Origin of the sequence: Nocardia sp. NPDC057227, assembly GCF_042669725.1 — a bacterium.
GTDB classification, from domain to species: domain Bacteria; phylum Actinomycetota; class Actinomycetes; order Mycobacteriales; family Mycobacteriaceae; genus Nocardia; species Nocardia asteroides_A.
Genome location: NZ_JBHUXA010000016.1, coordinates 32372 through 49473, shown reverse-complemented (window position 1 = coordinate 49473; position 17102 = coordinate 32372). Strand labels below are relative to the sequence as shown.

Here is a 17102-nt window from a genome sequence, read left to right as displayed (position 1 = left end):
CCAGCGAGGAGCAGTCGCATGACAACCGCCGCCGAGGCACCCGCCGATCTCGTGGTCGACTTCGATATCTACGACCCCGCGCTCACCACCCCGGTGGACACGGTCCAGCAGCGCGCCGCCGAGCTCGCGGCCAAGGGGCCCGTGGTCTACTCCACCGCGCACGGCGGGCACTGGGTCGTGACCGGGTACCGCGAGATCCACGAGGTGATGCGGGATCACGAGACCTTCTCCAGCTACCCGAACAACCTCGTGACCACCAGCGCGGGGTTCGGCAAGTTCATCCCGATCGAGCTGGATCCCCCGGAGCACACCGGGTACCGGCTGGCATTGCAGCCGCTGTTCAGCCCGGTCCGGATGAAGGCGCTCGAGGAGAGCATCCGCGAGGTGGTCAACGAACTGATCGACGGTTTCGCGGGCCGGGGCGAGGCGGAGTTCATCTCCGAGTTCGCGCACGAGCTGCCCGCGCGGGTCTTCCTCGCTCTGATGGACTGGCCGCTCGCGGACGCGCCGCTGTTCACCGAGGCCACCGACGTCATCCTCACCGGCGTACCCGGCGGCACCGAGGAGGAGTCCAATGCCGCCCGCGGGCAGGCGGCGTTCAGCATGTTCGGGTACTTCCAGCAGGTGCTCGACGATCGCCGCGCGAATCCACGGGACGACGTCACCTCGCAGATCATCACCAGCGAGTTCCAGCTCTCCGACGGCACGCGCGCGCTCACCGACGAAGAACTCAACCGCATGTTCTTCCTGCTGCTCATCGCCGGCCTGCACACCGTGCAGGGCTCGCTGGCCTGGAGCGTCATCCACCTGGCGGCCAATCCCGAGCAGCGGCAGCAGCTCATCGACGACCCGGACGCCATCCCGGCCGCGGTCGAGGAGATCCTGCGGATCGAGGCCGCGGTGGTTCCAGGGCGGCGGGCGACCAGGGACACGGTCCTCGGCGGCGTGCCGATCGCGGCGGGCGATCAGCTGATCCTGCTGCTGTGCGCGGCGAATCGCGATGCCGCCGAGTTCGAGGATCCGGAGGAGCTGCAGGTCAATCGGCTGCCGAACCGGCACCTGTCCTTCGGGTCCGGCGCGCACCGCTGCATCGGCTCGCACCTGGCGCGGATCGAGCTGCGGCTGGCGCTCGAGGAGCTGCACCGCCGTATCCCGGATTACCGGCCGGTCGAATCCGAGCCCCCGGTGCTGCACGCCAGCCAGGTGCGCGGCTGCGTCCGGTTGCCCATCACCTTCACACCGGAATCCTGACGGACGGCGAAGGGGCGGCGAGTACATCTCGCCGCCCCTTCGCCGTGTGCCGATCCGATCAGCGCACCCGCGAAAACCGCTCCGGCACATCGGTATACGCTTCACGCAGCTCCCGCTTGGCGATCTTTCCACTTGCCATGCGCGGCAGCGGTTCCGCGCACAGCACCACGTAGCGCGGCACCTTGTAATCGGCCAGCCTGGCAGCGCAGTACTCGACGATGTCGCGCTCGGTGATCGCCGCGGCCGCACGCACCAGCGCGGCGGGGGTCTCGCCGAACTTCTCGTCCGGCACGCTGATGACCGCGACCTCCTCGACGCCCGGCATCGTCTGCACGACCGCCTCCACCTCGGCGGGCGCGATATTGAGACCGCCGGAGATGATCAGATCCTTGAGCCGGTCGACGAAGGTCAGGTCCCCCTCCGCGTCGAGCGTGCCCAGGTCACCGGTGCGCAGCCAGCCGTCCACGATGGTCGCGGCCGTCGCCTCCGGGTCGCGCCAGTACCCGGCCATCATGCCGGGGCCGCGCAGCAGAATCTCGCCGGGCGCTCCGGGCGCGCAGTCCACGCCGTCCGGGTCGACCACCCTGATCGTGCTGAACACCGTTCCGCTGCCGCAGGTCTCGGGTTTGGCGAGCGCCGCGCGCGGCGGTGTCACGGTCACCGAGCCGCCGATCTCGGTCTGCCCGTAGAGCTGCCGCAGCACCACACCGCGCGGCGCCCAGCGCCGCAGCAACTCCGGCGGCACCCGCGCGCCGCCGACGTGGGCGGTCGTCAGGTGCGCGAGCTCGGCCCCGGCGAACTCGGGGAGCGCGGCGATCCGCTCCCAGAGGATGGGCGGCCCGGTGAAGGTGTTGACCCGGTCCCGCACCAGCACGCGCAGCGCCGCCGCCGGGTCGAAGCCCGGCTGGAGCAGCATCGTCCCGCCGTTGAGCACGGTGCGCGCGATCCCCCAGATCACCCCGGCCGCACTGAACAGCGGCAGCACCATCAGCACCCGCAACCCGTTCGGCGGCACCGACTCCACCAGCGACCAGTCGTGGAACAGGGCGGCCATCCGGGAGTGGGTGAAGACCACTCCCTTCGGCTTGCCCGTCGTACCGCTGGTGAACACGATCGCGGCCTCGTCCGGCCCATCGCCCGCAAGTTTCACACTGCCGCCCGGTACACCGCGCAGCGGGGCGACATCCCTCTCGAACCGCGCCACCGAGAACGCCGCGTCCGCGGGCAGCCGGGACTCCAGGTCCGCGTCGCAGTAGATCACCCGCGGTTCGCAGGCGGCGACCAGGCCGGCGAGCTCCCCCGCGAGCATGCGCTGGTTGAACGGCGCGACGATCGCACCGGCGCGCCATGCGCCGAGCGCGGCGGCGCACCACTCGAGCGAGTTCACGCCGAGGACGCTCACCCGATCGCCGGGGGCGACGCCGCGGGTGCGCAGGTCGAGCGCGACCCGGTCCGCCCAGTCGTTCAGCTCCCGGTAGCCGATGACCTCGCCCGCGAAGTCGATCGCGATGTGCTCCGGGCGTTCGCGCGCCCAGTGGGCAAGGGCGTCGGTGACAGTGCCGCTCATCGTCGAGCCACGTCCTCTCGGTTCCGATCGGCCCGGGTGACCTCCACCCGGATGCCGTTGAAAATCGGCGACGCCGTCACCGCCTCCAGCTCGACGGAGTCGTCGACGAGGGCGTTGTAATCGGCGCCGGGCGCGCTGGTCGCGTGCCGGGCGCGCAGCCCGGGGCCGTGGTGGCCCCAACCGTGCGGCATGCTCGCCACGCCGGGACGCAGCGCGGGATCGGTGTGCAGCTCGGCCCGCACCCGGCCGGTGCCGGAGCGAATCTCGACGTGGTCGCCCTCGGTCAGCCCGCGCTGCACGGCGTCGGCCGGGTTCACCAGCAGTGCGCACTGGCCCGAGTCGGGGGCGGGCAGCGCGTTGTGCAGCCAGGAGTTCATGCCGCGCGGCTGGCGCCGGTTGATCAGCAGCAGGCCGGGCTCGTGCCGCCGCAGCCCGGCCCGCAGCCGGGGCAGATCGTCGACGATCAGCCGGGGCACCAGGTCGATCCGGCCGTCGGGCGTGCGCAGCACCTCGGGGAGCCGGGGCCGCAGCGGGCCCAGGTCGATGCCGTCCGGGTGCTGCTCCAGGCGGGCGAGCGTCAGACCGTCGGGGTACGCGCCGAAGCGGTCTCCGTACGGTCCGCTGCGCAGCCGCAGATCGAGCAGGCGCAGCGGCCCCGACCTGGACCCGACCGTGCTCGACGCCACCGGGACCGCGCAGCCCGCCAGCTTGGCGGCGCGCCGGGCAGCGGTCGCGGCGACCGCCTCGTCCATGGCCGCGACCTCGGCATCGGAGATGACGCGACCGCCCGCGGCCGCGGCCAGGCGCAGCAGGATCTGCCACTCGGGCAGCTCCCCCGCGGCGGGGTCGAGCAGCGGCGGGCTGTAGCGGGCGACATTGCGCACCTGGAAGTGCGCCAGGGTCACGTCGTGGTGCCCGCGGGTCGCCAGCGGGGGCGGGGGCAGGACCACGTCGGCGTGCCGGGTCGTCTCGTTGCGGTAGCAGTCGATCGAGACCAGGAAATCCAGCTGTCGCAGCGCGTTCTCGACCGCGGCGGTGTTGGGCAGCGACCGCGCCGGGTTTCCCGCGATGGTGATCAGGGCGCGGAGCTGCCCGGGGCCGGGGGTGGTGATCTCCTCGGCCAGGCACACCGCAGGCAGCTCGCCCATGGCCTCCGGCAGCCCGCGGACCCGCGATCGCCAGCGGTCGAAGGTGAGCTTCGGGTTGCGCGCGGGCCAGGTGTTCGGCCCGCCGCACGGGGGCAGCGCGAACATCGCGCCGCCGGGGCGGTCCAGATTGCCGGTCACGATGGTCAGCACCTCGACCAGCCAGTTGGCCAGGGTGCCGAACTCCTGCATGCAGGTACCGATCCTGCTGTGCGCCACCGCCCTGTCGGCCCCGGCGAAGCGGCGCGCCACCTCGACGACGAGCCCGCTGTCGATCCCGCACCGCCGCGCGACGACCTCGGGGGTGAACTCGGCGGCGAGCCCGAGCACCGCGTCGACGCCGTCCACGACCTCCGGGATGCGATCGCGGCGGACCAGCCCCTCGGCGGCGAGCACCGCGAGCACGCCGAGCAGGAAGTAGGCGTCGGTGCCGGGCAGGATCGGCACGTGCAGGTCGGCCACCTCGGCGGTTCTGGTGCGGACCGGGTCGACGACGATCAGGGAGCCGCCGCGCGCCCGCAGCGCGGCCAGCCGCCGCTGCATACCGGGCGCGGTGACCGTGCTGCCGTTCGACACCAGCGGGTTGGAGCCGAGCACGAGCAGGCAGCCGGTCCGGTCGATATCGGGCAGGGTCAGGCCGAGACCGGTGCCGTAGAGCAGCATGTGCGCGAGGTTCTTGGGCCAGGTGTCGATGCTGGCGGGCGAGAAGATCTGCCGGGTGCCAAGCGCGCCGATCAGCTCGCTGAGGTAGAAGGTGGTGTCGAGGTGGTGCGCCGCCGGATTCCCGTGGTAGACGCCGCAACCGCTCGGCTCGGCCGCCGCGTGCGCCGGCAGCCGCTCCGCGATCACGGCGAATGCCTCGTCCCAGGTCGCCTCCCGGAGATCCCCGTCCGGGGTGCGGAGCAGCGGGGTGCGAATGCGGTCCGGATCGTTCTCCAGCCGGGCCAGCCCGATCCCCTTGGCGCAGCTGTGGCCTGCGCTGAAGACATCGCGTGGATTGGCCTCGACGGCGGCCAGGCGGCGGCCGTCCATCGTCCACGTCAGCCCGCACGTGGATTCACACAGGGGACAGATCCGAACTCCCGTACGTGTCATGCGGCGATTCCCTGTCGTGCGGCGGGTGACCCATTATCTACTACCATTAGATTAGAAATCTAGGGTGGCCGGAACCGCGCGTCAAGGGCGGAGAATTACCCTTGGCCGCAATAATTGCGAGACGACCTCGCGGAAAGGTGGAGTGATGGCGCGACCGGCGAAGCCGCTGATCAGCCGGGACGCCGCGGTCCAGGCGTCGATCGACATCATCGATTCCGAGGGGCTGGAGGCGTTCAGCCTGCCTCGGCTGGCCAAGTACCTCGGCGTCCGGGCACCGTCGCTGTACCACCACTTCGCGGACAAGAACGAGATCCTCACCGAGGTCGCGCGCTACATCGCGGGCACCTCGGTCAGCAGGCCGCGCAGGCGGCCGGGGCCGGACTGGCCGGAGTACTTCGTCACCCTCGCGTTGACCTGGCGGCAGTCCATCCTGCAGCACCGCAATGCGGCGACGGTTCTGCTGCAGCACCTTCCGCGCGAGCTGTTCATCGGGACCTACGAGGACACCGCGCAGTTCCTGCACGACTCCGGCGTCCCGACCGAGTTGCATGTCCGGATTCTGGACGGCATGGAGACGCTGGCGATCGGCGCCGTGCTCATGGAGGCGGTGCGGGGACCGAGTACCAAGTCGACGATCTTCCCGAACGTCAGCGCGGAGTCGCAGCCGCTGCTGGCCGAGGCGCTGGTCCGGAACCCGATGACGCAGAAGCAGCTCTTCGAGGAGATGGTGCGCAGCTTCCTGCACGGCATCATGCGCGAGCACGAGCGCGGCGCGGCCGAGGCCACCGCCGCGCGCTAGCGCGGAGCTCAGCGGCCCGGGTAGATCGGCGGCTCGGCCCACTCCCCGATCTGGTAGCAGGCGTGCGCGTCCTCCTGCTCGAAGGAGAGCGATCGCATCGTGCGCAGCGCGGCCTCGTTGTCCGGGTCCATCCGCATCCGGGCGAGCTGGGCACCGCCGTCCTTCAGTTCGGTGAGCGTGCGTACCAGCAGCGCGGCACCGAGACCGCTGCCGCGCGCGCCCGGGCCGAGCACGAGCGCGCGCACGGTCGCGGTGCGCAGTTCGAGGTGCTCGCGCAGCGTCGGGTCGAACCAGGCGAAGCCGAGGTCGGTGCCGTCTCCGCCGGTGGCGAGCAGCACTCGCCCGGCGTGGTCGTCCAGGTCGAGCGCGAGCCGCCGCGCCTGCGAGGCAGGCAGCGCGGCGCCGGTCAGGACCGCTCGCATCCGCGGGCCCGCCGCGGCGACGTCGGCCGTGGTCAGCTCGGCGTCCGCGGCGGCCACCGGCTCGAGCGGCGCGGCCAGCGGCCCGGTGAGCGGGCGCAGCATCGTCCACAGCCGGGCGACGGCGCGCACGCCGAAGCGGCGGGCGATCCGCTCGGTCGCGGGATGGCTGCCGTAGGCCCAGCCGCGCAGGGCGGTCGCGCCCGTTCCGCACCACCCCTGCGGCGCGCCCGCGTCGAAGCCGAGCTCCTCGGCCAGCGATGTCGCGACGCCGCGCGAGCGGTAGCGGGGATGCACCACCAGTGCCGCACTCCCCCGGCGCTGCTCGTCGACGGTGAGGTGCAGGTAGGCCACCAGCTCCAGCGGCGCGTCGGCGCGGGTGGAGAAACCGCGCCGCGCCTTGATCGGCAGATGCCACACCGCGGTGCCGCCGCCGGACACCGCCGCGGCGGCACGCGGGTCGATGGTGGTGAAGCCGGCTTCCCCGTCGTACTCCGCGGCGGCGGTGACCAGCGCGACCACCTCGTCACGGTCCCCGTCGCCGAGCTGCTCGCACCAGGTGAAGGTGATCATCGGATCAGCGTCCCGTCCAGCGCGGCGCGCGCTTCTCGGCGAAGGCGCGCGGCCCCTCCTTCGCGTCCGCACTGGTCATGACGATCTTCGCGGCGGCCCGGTTGACCTCCCACTCCGCCGCGGACCAGCCCGACTGCCCGGCCGCGCTCTCGTGCAACGCCGTCTTGCTCTGCTGCACCGCCAGCGGTGCGTTGGCCGCGATCAGCGCGGCGAGCTCGAGTGCGGTGGCGAGCGCGGTTCCGGCGGCCGCCACCCGGTTGACCAGGCCGAGTTCGTAGGCGCGGGCGGCGGTGATGGGCTGCCCGGTGAACGCGATCTCCGCGGCCACCTTGGCGGGGACCTGGCGGTGCACCCGCAACAGCCCGCCCGCCGCGGCGATCAGCCCGCGCCGCACCTCGGGCAGGCCGAGCACGGCGTTCTCATCGATGACGGCGAGGTCGGCGGTGAGCACGATCTCGGTGCCGCCGCCGAGCGCGAAGCCGTTGACCGCGGCGATGATCGGCTTGGGAATCCAGTGCCGGACGATCCCGGCGAAGTCGCGCTCGCGGTGCTCGCGGTCGTAGATGTTCCGGCCCGCGGCGAGCTCCTCGAGGTCCGCGCCCGCGCAGAAGGCGCGGCCAGCGCCGGTGATCACCACGACGCGAACCTCGGGGGCGGCCGCGGCCCGGGCCAGCGCCGCCCCGGCCGCCGCCGAGAGCTCGGCGTTCACGGCGTTCAGCGCGTCCGGGCGGTTCAGGGTGAGCACGGCGACATGGTCGCGGACCTCGTACAGCGCGGCGGGCTCTCGCACAGTGTCTCCTCGGGTTTCGGCGGATCAGAGGTCGAGGACGAGCCGGGGGGTGGCGCTGCGGGAGACGCACACCATCATGGCGTCGCCCGCGGCCTGCTCGTCCTCGGTGAGCACCGAATCCCGGTGCTCGGGGGTACCGCGCAGCACGGCGACCTCACAGGTGCCGCAGGTGCCCTCGCGGCAGGAGAAGTCGACGTCGGCACCGCCGCGGTGCAGCGCGTCGAGCACCGACTCGGTGGCCGCGACCTGGATCACGGTGCCGCTGCGGGCGAGTTCGACCTCGAAGGCCCCGGCCGGGGCGGCCTCGATCCGCTTGGGGGCGAAGCGCTCGACGTGCAGCGTGACGGCCACGCGGTCGCGGCGCTCCGCCTCGATGGCGGCGAGCAGCGGCTCCGGGCCGCAGCAGTACACCGCGGCACCCCCGGCCGCGCCGTCCAGCGCGGCGGCCAGATCGAGCAGGCCGTGCTCGTCCTGCGGGCGCACCGCGACCTGCTCGGGGAACTCCGCGGCCAGGTCGTCGGCGAAGGCCATGCTGCCGTGCGAGCGCCCGCCGTAGAGCAGCCGCCACGGCCTGCCCGCCCGCCGCACCGCGCGCAGCATCGGCAGCAGCGGGGTGATGCCGATACCGCCCGCGACGAACAGGTAGCTCGGCGCCTCGGTCAGCGCGAAGTGGTTGCGCGGCCCGGCGATGCCGATCTCGTCGCCGATCGCCAGCTTGTCGTGGACGTACTCCGACCCGCCGCGGCCATCCGGCTCGCGCAGCACCGCGATCCGCAGCTCCGACCGGTCGTCCGGGTCACCGCAGAGCGAGTACTGCCGGACGATGTCACCGAGCTCGACGTCGATGTGCGCGCCCGGCTCCCAGGCGGGCACCTCGGCGCCGGACGGGTCGGCGAGCGTGATCGCGACGACGCCGTCGGCGAGCGGTTCCCTTCCGGTCACCCGCAGCCGACGGGTGCTCGGCTTCTCCTCCATCACGCTTCCTCCCGGATCCGATGCGCTAAATCTTATGTCTTTAGATTAAAGTAGGGCAAGTTCCCTCCGATCGACAGGAGTCCCGATGGCCACGGTGCTCGACCTCTTCCGCCTCGACGGCCGCACCGCGGTGGTCACCGGCGCGGGCAGCGGGCTCGGTGCCGGCTTCGCCGTCGCCCTGGCCGAGGCAGGCGCCGACGTGGTGCTCGCGGCTCGCAAGCGGGACCGGCTGCGCGAGGTCGCGGCCACGGTCACCGAGCTCGGCAGGCGCGCACTGGTGGTGCCGACCGATGTGACCGACCCGGCGGCCTGCGAGGCGCTGGCCGCGGCCGCCGTTGCCGAGTTCGGCCGGGTGGACATCCTGGTCAACAATGCCGGGGTGAGCCACACGGCACCCGCTATCAGGGAGGATCCCGCGGACTACCGCCATGTCGTCGAGGTCAACCTGTTCGGGGCGTACTGGGCGGCGCGGGCCTGCGCGCGGGTGATGGGTCCCGGCTCCAGCATCGTGAACGTGGCGAGCATGCTCGGGCTGGTCAAGTCGGTGCTGCCGCAGGCCGCCTACGCCTCCAGCAAGGCCGGGTTGATCGGGCTCACCCGCGACCTGTCGAACCAGTGGGCCGGGCGCAAGGGCATCCGGGTCAACGCCATCGCGCCCGGGTTCGTCGAGACCGACATGATCGGCGAGATGAGCGCGGAGACCCTTGGCGAGTTCCTCCGGGGCTGCTCGCTCGGGCGCACCGCCACCCAGCGCGAGATCGACGCCGCGGTGCTCTTCCTGGCCTCCCCCGCCTCCGGGTACATCACCGGCTCGACCCTCGCCGTCGACGGCGGCACCTCCGGACACTGACAGGAAGGCGTGCTCATGACCGCAACCACGACCGTCGTGCTGCTGCGCGGCGACGGCGTCGCGCTCACCGCCGAGCGCTTCGAGCCGGAAGCCGCGGGCGCGCGCGGAACCGTGCTGCTGCTGCACGGCGGCGGCCAGACCAGGCACTCCTGGCAGCGCACCGGCCGCAGGCTGGCCGCGGCGGGCTGGACCGCGCTCGCCGTCGACGCCCGCGGCCACGGTGACAGCGAGTGGGCGGCCGACGGCGACTACTCCATCGCCGCGCACGCCAGGGACCTGACCGCGGTGGTCACCGCGCTCGATGAGCGCCCGATGCTGGTCGGCGCCTCGATGGGCGGGCTCGCGGCGCTCACCGCCCAGGGCGCGGCCCCCGAGCTCGCGCGGGCACTGGTGCTGGTCGACATCACGCCGCGCGCCGAGGCGGACGGCGTCGACCGGATCACCGCGTTCATGCGCGACGGCCTGGCCGGGTTCGACACCCTCGCCGCCGCCGCGGCGGCGGTCACCGCCTACAACCCGCACCGCCCGCGCCCGGCGCGCCCGGAGGGGCTGCGCAAGAACCTGCGCGAGCGCGACGGCCGCTGGTACTGGCACTGGGACCCGCGGCTGCTCAGCCACCCGGACAACGCCACGGCACGCGCCGCGGGCCGGGAGCGCGATGCCCGCGCCGCCGCGCGCCGGATCACCGTGCCCACCCTGCTGATCCAGGGCATGCGGTCCGACGTCGTCGGCCCCGACGGGGTGCGCGACCTGCTCGAGCTCATCCCGCACGCGCGGCACGTCGGGGTGGATCGGGCCGGGCACATGGTGGGCGGGGACGACAACGACGTCCTGACCACGGGGCTGCTCGACTTTCTCGACGGCGTCCGCCCGTAGCCCGGGCCCAGCGGGCCCGGGCCGCGGTGCTCAGCGGTTGTTGTAGCCGGCGTCCACCGGCAGGGTCACCCCGGTGATGTAGCGCGCCTCGTCGGAGGCGAGGAAGACCAGCGCGTTGCTGACGTCGACCGCCTCGATCAGCTCGACCGGCATCGGGTTCTTGTAGGCGTCGTCGGCGGCGACCTCCGGATTGGCATCGACGAAGGCGCCGTACTCGGCATTGGCGACCATCGGGGTGTTCACCCCGGTCGGGTGGATGGTGTTCACCCGGATGGAATGCTTGGCCAGCTGCTTGGAGTAGAGCCGCATCAGCCCGACCACCCCGTGCTTGGAGGCGGAGTACCCGGCCTGCCCGGGGAAGGTGTTCAGCCCGATGCTGCGCAGTCCGGCGGCGGAGCTGGTGATGGCGATCGATCCGCCCCGGCCGCGCTCGATCATGCCGGGAACCGTCACCTCCAGGGTGTGCCAGACGCCGGTCAGCATGGTGTCGACGGCATCGTGCCAGGCCTGCGGTTCGCTGCCGCGCTCGATGACCGGCATGATGCCCGCGTTCGCCGCGACCACATCGATGTGGCCGAACTCGGCGATGCCCGCGTCGTAGGCGCGCTGGATGTCGGCGCGGTCGCGGACGTCGCCGACGCTGGTGACGATCCGGCCGCCCGCCTTCTCGACCAGCCGCGCGGTCTCGGTCAGCTCCGCTTCGTCCGGCATCGGATAGAAGACGGTGTCGATCTGGGCGCAGATGTCCATGGCGACGATGTCGGCGCCCTCCTCGGCCAGCCGGACCGCGTGCGAGCGGCCCTGGCCGCGAGCGGCTCCGGTGATGAAGGCGACTTTGCCTGCGAGACGGGTCATGATTCTCTCTTCCTCCGTGGAAATTCGGCGCGGACGCGGATCACGCCCGCAGCACCTCGACCTCGATGCCGGTGAGCCGGGATTGATTGCTCAGCGGGTCGAAACCGTCGTGTCCGGTCGGCGCGAGCAGGTTCGCGTTCGCGCCGCCCTTGCCCCTGGCGACCGCAAGCCCCTGCGCGTCCCGCTGCCCCCAGCCGTGGGTCAGCGCGACCACCCCGTGGCGTAGCGCGTCGTCGTATTGCAGGGTCGCTTCGAGGGCGCCGTATCGGTTGCGCACCGTGACCCGGTCGCCCTCGGCCAGCCCGCGCCCGCGCGCGTCGTCCGGGTGCATCCACAGCGGGTTGCCCCGGTGCACGCCGTGGTCGAAGACCGGCAGATTGTGCAGCCAGCTGTTGACCATGTGGTGGGTGCGGCGGGTGATGAGGGTCAGCCGATCCGGGCTCGCGGCGGCGAGCTCGGTGTAGATGCGCTCGAGCGCGGGCACGCCGCGCACGAGGAGCGGCGGGCAGCAGTCGATCAGCCCGTCGGGGTGCCGGACCAGGGCCTCGTACAACGTCTCCGGGTCGGTGGGCGGAAGAACCCTGGTGCCGCAGGGTTCCGCGGCGAGCTCGGCCAGGCCGGTCCCCGCGGCTCGCAGCGCCGCCTCGATCGGGGCGAACGGATCGGGATCGGGATCGTCCAGAATGGTCGGCACCCCGAGCTCCTGCTGGATGCGGGAGAGAATCCACCAGTCGTCGCGGCGCTCCCCCGCCGGCGGCACCACCGCGGGGGTGTACTGCACGTAGGGCTCCAGCGCCACCCCGAGCGAGCTGAGGTAGTTGATGTCGGCGCGCTCGAGCCAGTCGGTCGCGGGCAGCTGGTAATCGGCGAGCTCGCCGATGACCGTGGGGTACAGGTCGACCGTCACCAGCAGCTCCAGCCGCTCGAAGGCGCGGCGCAGCCGCCGCTCCCCGCCGACCGAGAGCAGCGGGTTGCCCGAGACGATGATCAGCGCGCGGACCGGATCCTCCTCGCTTTCGATGAACTCCGGCAGCAGGGCTGCCGGCAGATCGCCTGCCACGGTGCGGATCTCGCCGACCGGGTGCTGGAAGAACGGGTCGGCGCGGCCGGGTCGCGCGGTGCGCATGGGCTCCGTGATGCCCCGGGAGTACACATTGCCGCCGCGGCGTCCGAGATTGCCGGTGAACAGGCTGATCATGGTCAGCATCCAGTACGCGGCCGCGCCCGACCGGCCCTGGTTCACCCCGGTCGCCATGGAGATGCTGGCGGCGGGAGCGGCGCAGAACTCGTCGGCGATCCGGTGGATCGTGGCCGCGTCGATCCCGGTCACCGCCGCCACCCGCTCGGCCGGATACTGCCGCACCACCGCCAGCAGGCCATCGATGCCGCGGGCGCGGCGGGCGACGGCGGCCCGGTCGTACCCGATCCGGAACACGATGTCGTGCAGCACCGCGGCCAGGAAGAAGACGTCGGTGTCGGGCCGGATGAGCACGGTGTCACCGGTCTCCGGGGTGCTGGATTCGGTCCGGCGCGGGTTCACGAAGCACACGGTGCCGCCGCGCGCGGCGATGGCGCGGATCTTCGCCATCGGGTCCGAGACGTGCACCAGCGTCATGTGCGAGACGGCGGGGTTGCTGCCGAGGCACAGGAAGTAGCCGGTGTGCAGCAGGTCCGGGATGGGGTGGGCCATGGCGGTGCCGTAGATCGCCTCGCTGGCCGCGTACTTGGCCGAGGTGTCCTGGGTCCCGGCGCTGAAGCGCATCCTGGTGTCGAAGCCGCGGGCGATCCGCGCGGCATTGGCGAAGTAGGCGCCGTTGAACGCCGAGGGGTTGCCCTGGTAGATCGCGAGCGCATCGCGGCCGTACCGGGCACGGATGTCCCGGATCCGCTCCGCGATCTCGCGTACGGCGGTGTCCCAGTCCACGGGCTCGGACTCGGCGGGCGCGGCTGTGCGCGGGTCGCGGCGGCGCAGCGGCCGGTCGAGCCGGTCCGGATCGCGGTGCAGCTGCAGGTAGTGGAGTCCCTTGTGGCAGCAGAAGCCCCGGTGGACGGGGTGCTCGCGGTCCGGGCTCAACTGCCGCACCGCGCCGTCGCGCACGTCGGCGACCAGGCCGCACCCCGGTTCGCAGATCCGGCAGAACGTGTGCACCTGCCGCGGTGCCGACGCGCTCATCCGCGCGGCCGGTGCGCCGCGGCGACCAGCGCGGCCTGTGCGGCGTCGACGATCTTGACGCGGGGCCGTCCGGTCTCGGCGCCGCGCAGCCGCTCGTAGCGGTCGATCTCGTGCCAGTCGGCCCCGGTCAGCGCGCCTGGGCACCGCGCACGCAGCAGGTCGGCGAAGTCGGCCGGGGTGCCGTCCGGTTCGCCGAGCAGCCCGGCGCGGTGGTCGGCGACGAGCGCGGCCACGGTCTCGGCGGCGCAGTGCCGGTTGGTGCCGATCACGCCGGTGGGCCCGCGCTTGATCCAGCCGGCCACGTACTGTCCCGGAATCGGTTGCCCGGTCACCGGTTCGCAGACCCGGCCGCCGGTGTTCGCCACCGTGCCGCGCTGGTCGTCGAAGGGCAGCCCCGGAATCGGCAGGCCGCGGTATCCGGCGGCGCGGATCACCAGCCCGCAGGCGAGCGTCTCCGGTTCCCCGGTGACCGTGTCCCGCACGACCAGCGCCTCGGCCCGGCTCGCGCCGAGGATGCGCTCCGGGGTGGTGCCGAACCGCAGCATGATCCGCTTGTTCCCCGGTGTCGGCGGGTGCCGCGCGTACTCGGCCAGCACCCGCTGCTTCATCGGCGCGCCGGGTCCGGCCTGAACCGCACCGTCGACCAGGACGTCGATACCGGGCAGCGCGTTCAGGCCGAGCAGCTCCGGGGTGGTGCAGGCGGCGTGTTCGGCACCGCGGCGGCCGAGCACGGCCACCTCGCGCACCCGCGACCCGGTCAGCGCGGCCAGGGCGTGATCGGCGATATCGGTGGCCGCGAGCCGCTCGGGCGGGGTGAGCAGGATGCGGGCGACGTCGAGCGCGACATTGCCGGTGCCGATCACCACCGCGCGGGTACCGCCGAGGTCGAAGTGCTCCCCCGCGTGCTCGGGATGGCCGTTGTACCAGGCGACGAATTCGCGCGCGGAGTGGCTGCCAGGCAGTTCCTCGCCGGGGATGCCGAGCCTGCGATCGCTCGCCGCGCCGGAGGCGTGCAGCACGGCGTGGTGCTGGTCGAGCAGCTCCGCGAGCGAGACGTCGCGCCCGACCTCGACCCCGAGGTGCAGCGCGAAGCCGGGCCTGCGGGCGGTGCGCCGGAAGACCCGGTCCACGGTCTTGGTGCGCCAGTGGTCGGGGGCGACGCCGAAGCGCACCAGCCCGCCCGCCACCGGCAGCCGCTCCAGCATGGTGACCTCGGCGGCGATATCGCGCCGGGCCAGCAGCTCCTCGGCGGCGTAGAACGCCGAGGGGCCGGAGCCGACGATCGCCACCCGCAGGGCAGGCGGCGCCGGGGCGGCGGTCGCCACCGCGAGCGGCAGCGGCTGCCGATGCGGAGCATCCGGCGGAGCGCTCGGATTGCGCTGGAAATACTCGGCATTGAGCTCGCGGTAGCGCTGCCGGTCCGGGCCGAGGGAGTCGTCGGGGACGATGGCGTCGACCGGGCAGACGTCGGCGCAGGCGCCGCAGTCGATGCAGGTGGCGGGGTCGATGTGCAGCATCTCGGCGTCGCGGTACCCGCGCTCGTCGGGGGTGGGGTGGATACAGTTCACCGGGCAGACCGCGACGCAGGTGGCGTCGTTGCAGCAGTTCTGGGTGATGACGTAGCTCATCGGGGGTGCTCCTCGCGCATGCGGGTGACGGCGACCGGCACGGCCGTCAGGGTCGGCATCGCATTGATCGCCTGGGTTCCGGCCGTGGTGGAGGTGAGCGCGTTGACGGCGCCCCCGCGCGAGCCGGGCCCGTCGAAGGCGTGGGTCATGGTGACGGTGCCGCGCGCCACCGATCGATCGGCGCGGACCGTGACGCGCACCTGCCCGGTGGGCGAGCGCAACTGTGCCCGCGCGCCGTCGGCCAGGCCGAGCGCCGCCAGGTCGTCGGGGTGCAGCGCGGCCGCCCCCGCCCCGTCCGGGACGAGCCCTTCGACGCCGATGCCGGTGGAGTTGATCGCCTCGCGGATGCGGCGGACGGTGAGCAGGAACGGATAGCCCGGCGCGACGGCGGGCGCGGCGAGCGCGGCGCGCAGCTCGGCGGCGACGTCGGCGGGCAGCAGGCGCAGCCGTTCGTCGCCGGTCCCCGGCGCGACGGTGGCGGTATCGGCGGGCACCGGGTACCCGTGCGGAGCGGCGACCAGATCGGCGAAGGGCACCCGTCCGCGTTCGGTGGTCATGGCCAGCAGCTCCTCGGCCGAGGGCGGGGCGGCCGGGTCGAGGATGCGCCCGGCGAACTTCACCGGCTGCCCGGCGGCGACGGCGAGGTCGAAGAAGAACCGCCAGTCCTCGAGCACGCCGGGCGGCGGCTCCAGGATCGCCGGGGTGTACTGGGCGAACGGGCGCGGGAAGAAGGGCTCCATGATGGCGGTGTGGTCAGCGCGCTCGTACATGGTGGCCGGCGCGATCACGTAGTGCGCCAGCCGCGCGGTCGCCGACAGCACCGGGTCGACGCAGACCAGCAGCTCCAGCGCGCCGAGCGCCCGGCGTGCCCCGGCCCGATCCGGCAGTGCGGCGGCGGGGTTGCCGCCGGAGACGATCAGCGCCCTGACCCGGTCGGGGCCGGGTTCGAGGATCTCGTCGGCGAGGATCCCGGACGGCAGCTCACCGCGGATCGCGCGGATCCCGCCGATCCGGCTGCGGAACCCGTCCGCGGGTGCGGGACCGGCGACCTCGGCGCGGACGTCCTGCCATCGGGTCAGCACCGAGCGCCGGTCGGCGGGCTCCCCCGCGCGCCGGAAGCGGCCGCACACCACGTTCAGCGCGGTGACCAGGTGTTCGGCGAGGTTGGAGTGCGGGCCCATGCAGACCCCGGTGCCGGTGGTCGCCATGCCGCGCGGGCCGCGGGCGAAGAGCCGGGCCGCGGCGCGCAGCTCGTCCGGCACCACGCCGCAGCGCTTCTCTACCAGCGCGGGGGTGGCCGGGGCGACGGCCGCGGTGAGCAGCGGCAGCTCCGCGGCGAACCGCGCGCAGAAGGCAGCGTCGTGCAGCCGCTCGGTCAGGATCACCCGCAGCAACCCGGCGAAGAGCACCGCGTCGGTGCCGGGCCGGGGCGCGAGGTGCAGGTCGGCCATGGCGGCGGTCTCGGTGCGGCGCGGGTCGACCACGATCAGCCGCAGCCCCCGTGCCTCGGCCGCGCGCAGCGCAGCCGCGGGATTGTGCACCACGGCGCCGTCCCCGTCGCCGCCATTGGCCGAGACCAGCGGGTTGGTGCCGGCCAGCAGCCACACGTCCGCGTCCTCGAAGCGCTGCCTGCCGCCCAGGTAGCGGCCCATGCGGTCGGCGACGACCCATTTCGCCGACTGGTCGATGGTCATGGTGGAGAAGAGCTTGTGCGAACCGGTCCCGCGGAACCACGCGCGCGCCATGGGCGGGGTGAGCGCGGCGAAATTGTGCTGGGTGCCCGTGAACAGCGCGACCGCGTCGGGGCCGTGGCGGTCGGCGATGGCGCGCAGCCGGTGCGCGATCTCCGCCGTGGCGGTCGCGGCCTCGACCGGCGCGAAGGTGCCCGCCTCGCGGCGCAGCGAGGTGCGCAATCGTTGCGGTCCGTGCGCGAGGTCGCCGGCGCGCCGCCCCTTCGGGCAGGTATAGCCCTGGGAGATCGGGTGCTCGGAGTCGCCGAGCACCCGGGTGATCCTGCCGTCCTGAATATCGAGCAGCACGCCGCAGGAGGACGCGCACAGCCGGCAGTAGGAGACCCGGCGGGTCGCGCTGGACACCCCGGCTCCC

13 protein-coding genes are annotated in these 17102 nt (G+C 73.1%); 4 read left to right on the top strand and 9 right to left on the bottom strand.

All coding sequences use genetic code 11. The features are described 5' to 3' along the window. The first annotated feature begins 18 nt into the window (after window positions 1-18). A complete protein-coding gene (locus ACFUJ1_RS21880; protein WP_378648251.1) occupies window positions 19-1251 on the top strand; it encodes a cytochrome P450 in 1233 nt (410 codons plus the stop codon). 58 nt (window positions 1252-1309) lie between these two features. On the opposite strand, the gene ACFUJ1_RS21875 is transcribed toward ACFUJ1_RS21880, so the two are convergent. After that, the gene (locus ACFUJ1_RS21875; RefSeq protein WP_378648249.1) at window positions 1310-2818 is read right to left on the bottom strand and encodes a class I adenylate-forming enzyme family protein; all 1509 of its coding nucleotides are present in this window, start codon (window positions 2816-2818) and stop codon (window positions 1310-1312) included. Beyond that, on the bottom strand, window positions 2815-5058 hold the full coding sequence (locus ACFUJ1_RS21870; protein ID WP_378648247.1) for a molybdopterin-dependent oxidoreductase: 2244 nt from the start codon (window positions 5056-5058) through the stop codon (window positions 2815-2817). Before ACFUJ1_RS21870 ends, ACFUJ1_RS21875 begins: the two co-directional genes overlap by 4 nt. A gap of 145 nt (window positions 5059-5203) precedes the next feature. Here ACFUJ1_RS21870 and ACFUJ1_RS21865 point away from each other — a divergent pair, with 145 nt between their 5' ends. Beyond that, entirely contained in the window at window positions 5204-5857 is a 654-nt protein-coding gene (locus ACFUJ1_RS21865; protein ID WP_378648245.1) for a TetR family transcriptional regulator, read from the top strand. Between the two features lie 8 nt (window positions 5858-5865). Here ACFUJ1_RS21865 and ACFUJ1_RS21860 read toward each other — a convergent pair whose 3' ends face one another. From ACFUJ1_RS21860 to ACFUJ1_RS21850, 3 genes are read right to left on the bottom strand one after another with little or no spacing between them, the layout of a single operon-like run. Continuing rightward, window positions 5866-6849, bottom strand: a complete 984-nt coding sequence (locus ACFUJ1_RS21860; RefSeq protein ID WP_378648243.1) for a GNAT family N-acetyltransferase — start codon at window positions 6847-6849, stop codon at window positions 5866-5868. Between the two features lie 4 nt (window positions 6850-6853). Continuing rightward, window positions 6854-7639 (bottom strand): enoyl-CoA hydratase-related protein, encoded by a 786-nt coding sequence (locus ACFUJ1_RS21855; protein WP_378648240.1) that lies wholly within the window; start codon window positions 7637-7639, stop codon window positions 6854-6856. Window positions 7640-7663: 24 nt separating this feature from the next. Further along, entirely contained in the window at window positions 7664-8614 is a 951-nt protein-coding gene (locus tag ACFUJ1_RS21850) for a PDR/VanB family oxidoreductase (RefSeq protein WP_378648238.1), read from the bottom strand. An 85-nt stretch (window positions 8615-8699) separates the two neighbouring features. Here ACFUJ1_RS21850 and ACFUJ1_RS21845 point away from each other — a divergent pair, with 85 nt between their 5' ends. Beyond that, window positions 8700-9464: an SDR family NAD(P)-dependent oxidoreductase gene (locus ACFUJ1_RS21845; protein ID WP_378648236.1), complete on the top strand. Its 765-nt coding sequence runs from the start codon at window positions 8700-8702 to the stop codon at window positions 9462-9464. Window positions 9465-9479: 15 nt separating this feature from the next. Next, the gene (locus ACFUJ1_RS21840; protein WP_378648234.1) at window positions 9480-10340 is read left to right on the top strand and encodes an alpha/beta fold hydrolase; all 861 of its coding nucleotides are present in this window, start codon (window positions 9480-9482) and stop codon (window positions 10338-10340) included. 30 nt (window positions 10341-10370) lie between these two features. Here the strand turns inward: ACFUJ1_RS21840 and ACFUJ1_RS21835 are convergent, their stop codons facing one another. The 4 genes from ACFUJ1_RS21835 to ACFUJ1_RS21820 are packed head-to-tail and all read right to left on the bottom strand — an operon-like array spanning window position 10371 to window position 17092. Further along, the gene (locus ACFUJ1_RS21835; RefSeq protein ID WP_378648232.1) at window positions 10371-11195 is read right to left on the bottom strand and encodes a mycofactocin-coupled SDR family oxidoreductase; all 825 of its coding nucleotides are present in this window, start codon (window positions 11193-11195) and stop codon (window positions 10371-10373) included. 40 nt (window positions 11196-11235) lie between these two features. Then, window positions 11236-13368, bottom strand: a complete 2133-nt coding sequence (locus ACFUJ1_RS21830; protein WP_378648231.1) for a molybdopterin-dependent oxidoreductase — start codon at window positions 13366-13368, stop codon at window positions 11236-11238. Continuing rightward, window positions 13365-14996, bottom strand: coding sequence for an FAD-dependent oxidoreductase (locus ACFUJ1_RS21825; protein WP_378648229.1), 1632 nt, complete (start codon window positions 14994-14996; stop codon window positions 13365-13367). Before ACFUJ1_RS21825 ends, ACFUJ1_RS21830 begins: the two co-directional genes overlap by 4 nt. After that, window positions 14993-17092: a molybdopterin-dependent oxidoreductase gene (locus ACFUJ1_RS21820; protein ID WP_378648227.1), complete on the bottom strand. Its 2100-nt coding sequence runs from the start codon at window positions 17090-17092 to the stop codon at window positions 14993-14995. Before ACFUJ1_RS21820 ends, ACFUJ1_RS21825 begins: the two co-directional genes overlap by 4 nt. Window positions 17093-17102 lie beyond the last annotated feature (10 nt).

Excerpts from the sequence above, each read along its gene's own strand:
- ACFUJ1_RS21875 (WP_378648249.1), bottom strand. The coding sequence starts at position 2,818 with ATGAGCGGCACTGTCACCGACGCCCTTGCCCACTGGGCGCGCGAACGC.
- ACFUJ1_RS21870 (WP_378648247.1), bottom strand. The coding sequence starts at position 5,058 with ATGACACGTACGGGAGTTCGGATCTGTCCCCTGTGTGAATCCACGTGC.
- ACFUJ1_RS21850 (WP_378648238.1), bottom strand. The coding sequence starts at position 8,614 with ATGGAGGAGAAGCCGAGCACCCGTCGGCTGCGGGTGACCGGAAGGGAA.
- ACFUJ1_RS21825 (WP_378648229.1), bottom strand. The coding sequence starts at position 14,996 with ATGAGCTACGTCATCACCCAGAACTGCTGCAACGACGCCACCTGCGTC.
- ACFUJ1_RS21835 (WP_378648232.1), bottom strand. The coding sequence starts at position 11,195 with ATGACCCGTCTCGCAGGCAAAGTCGCCTTCATCACCGGAGCCGCTCGC.
- ACFUJ1_RS21840 (WP_378648234.1), top strand. The coding sequence starts at position 9,480 with ATGACCGCAACCACGACCGTCGTGCTGCTGCGCGGCGACGGCGTCGCG.
- ACFUJ1_RS21865 (WP_378648245.1), top strand. The coding sequence starts at position 5,204 with ATGGCGCGACCGGCGAAGCCGCTGATCAGCCGGGACGCCGCGGTCCAG.
- ACFUJ1_RS21845 (WP_378648236.1), top strand. The coding sequence starts at position 8,700 with ATGGCCACGGTGCTCGACCTCTTCCGCCTCGACGGCCGCACCGCGGTG.
- ACFUJ1_RS21880 (WP_378648251.1), top strand. The coding sequence starts at position 19 with ATGACAACCGCCGCCGAGGCACCCGCCGATCTCGTGGTCGACTTCGAT.
- ACFUJ1_RS21860 (WP_378648243.1), bottom strand. The coding sequence starts at position 6,849 with ATGATCACCTTCACCTGGTGCGAGCAGCTCGGCGACGGGGACCGTGAC.
- ACFUJ1_RS21830 (WP_378648231.1), bottom strand. The coding sequence starts at position 13,368 with ATGAGCGCGTCGGCACCGCGGCAGGTGCACACGTTCTGCCGGATCTGC.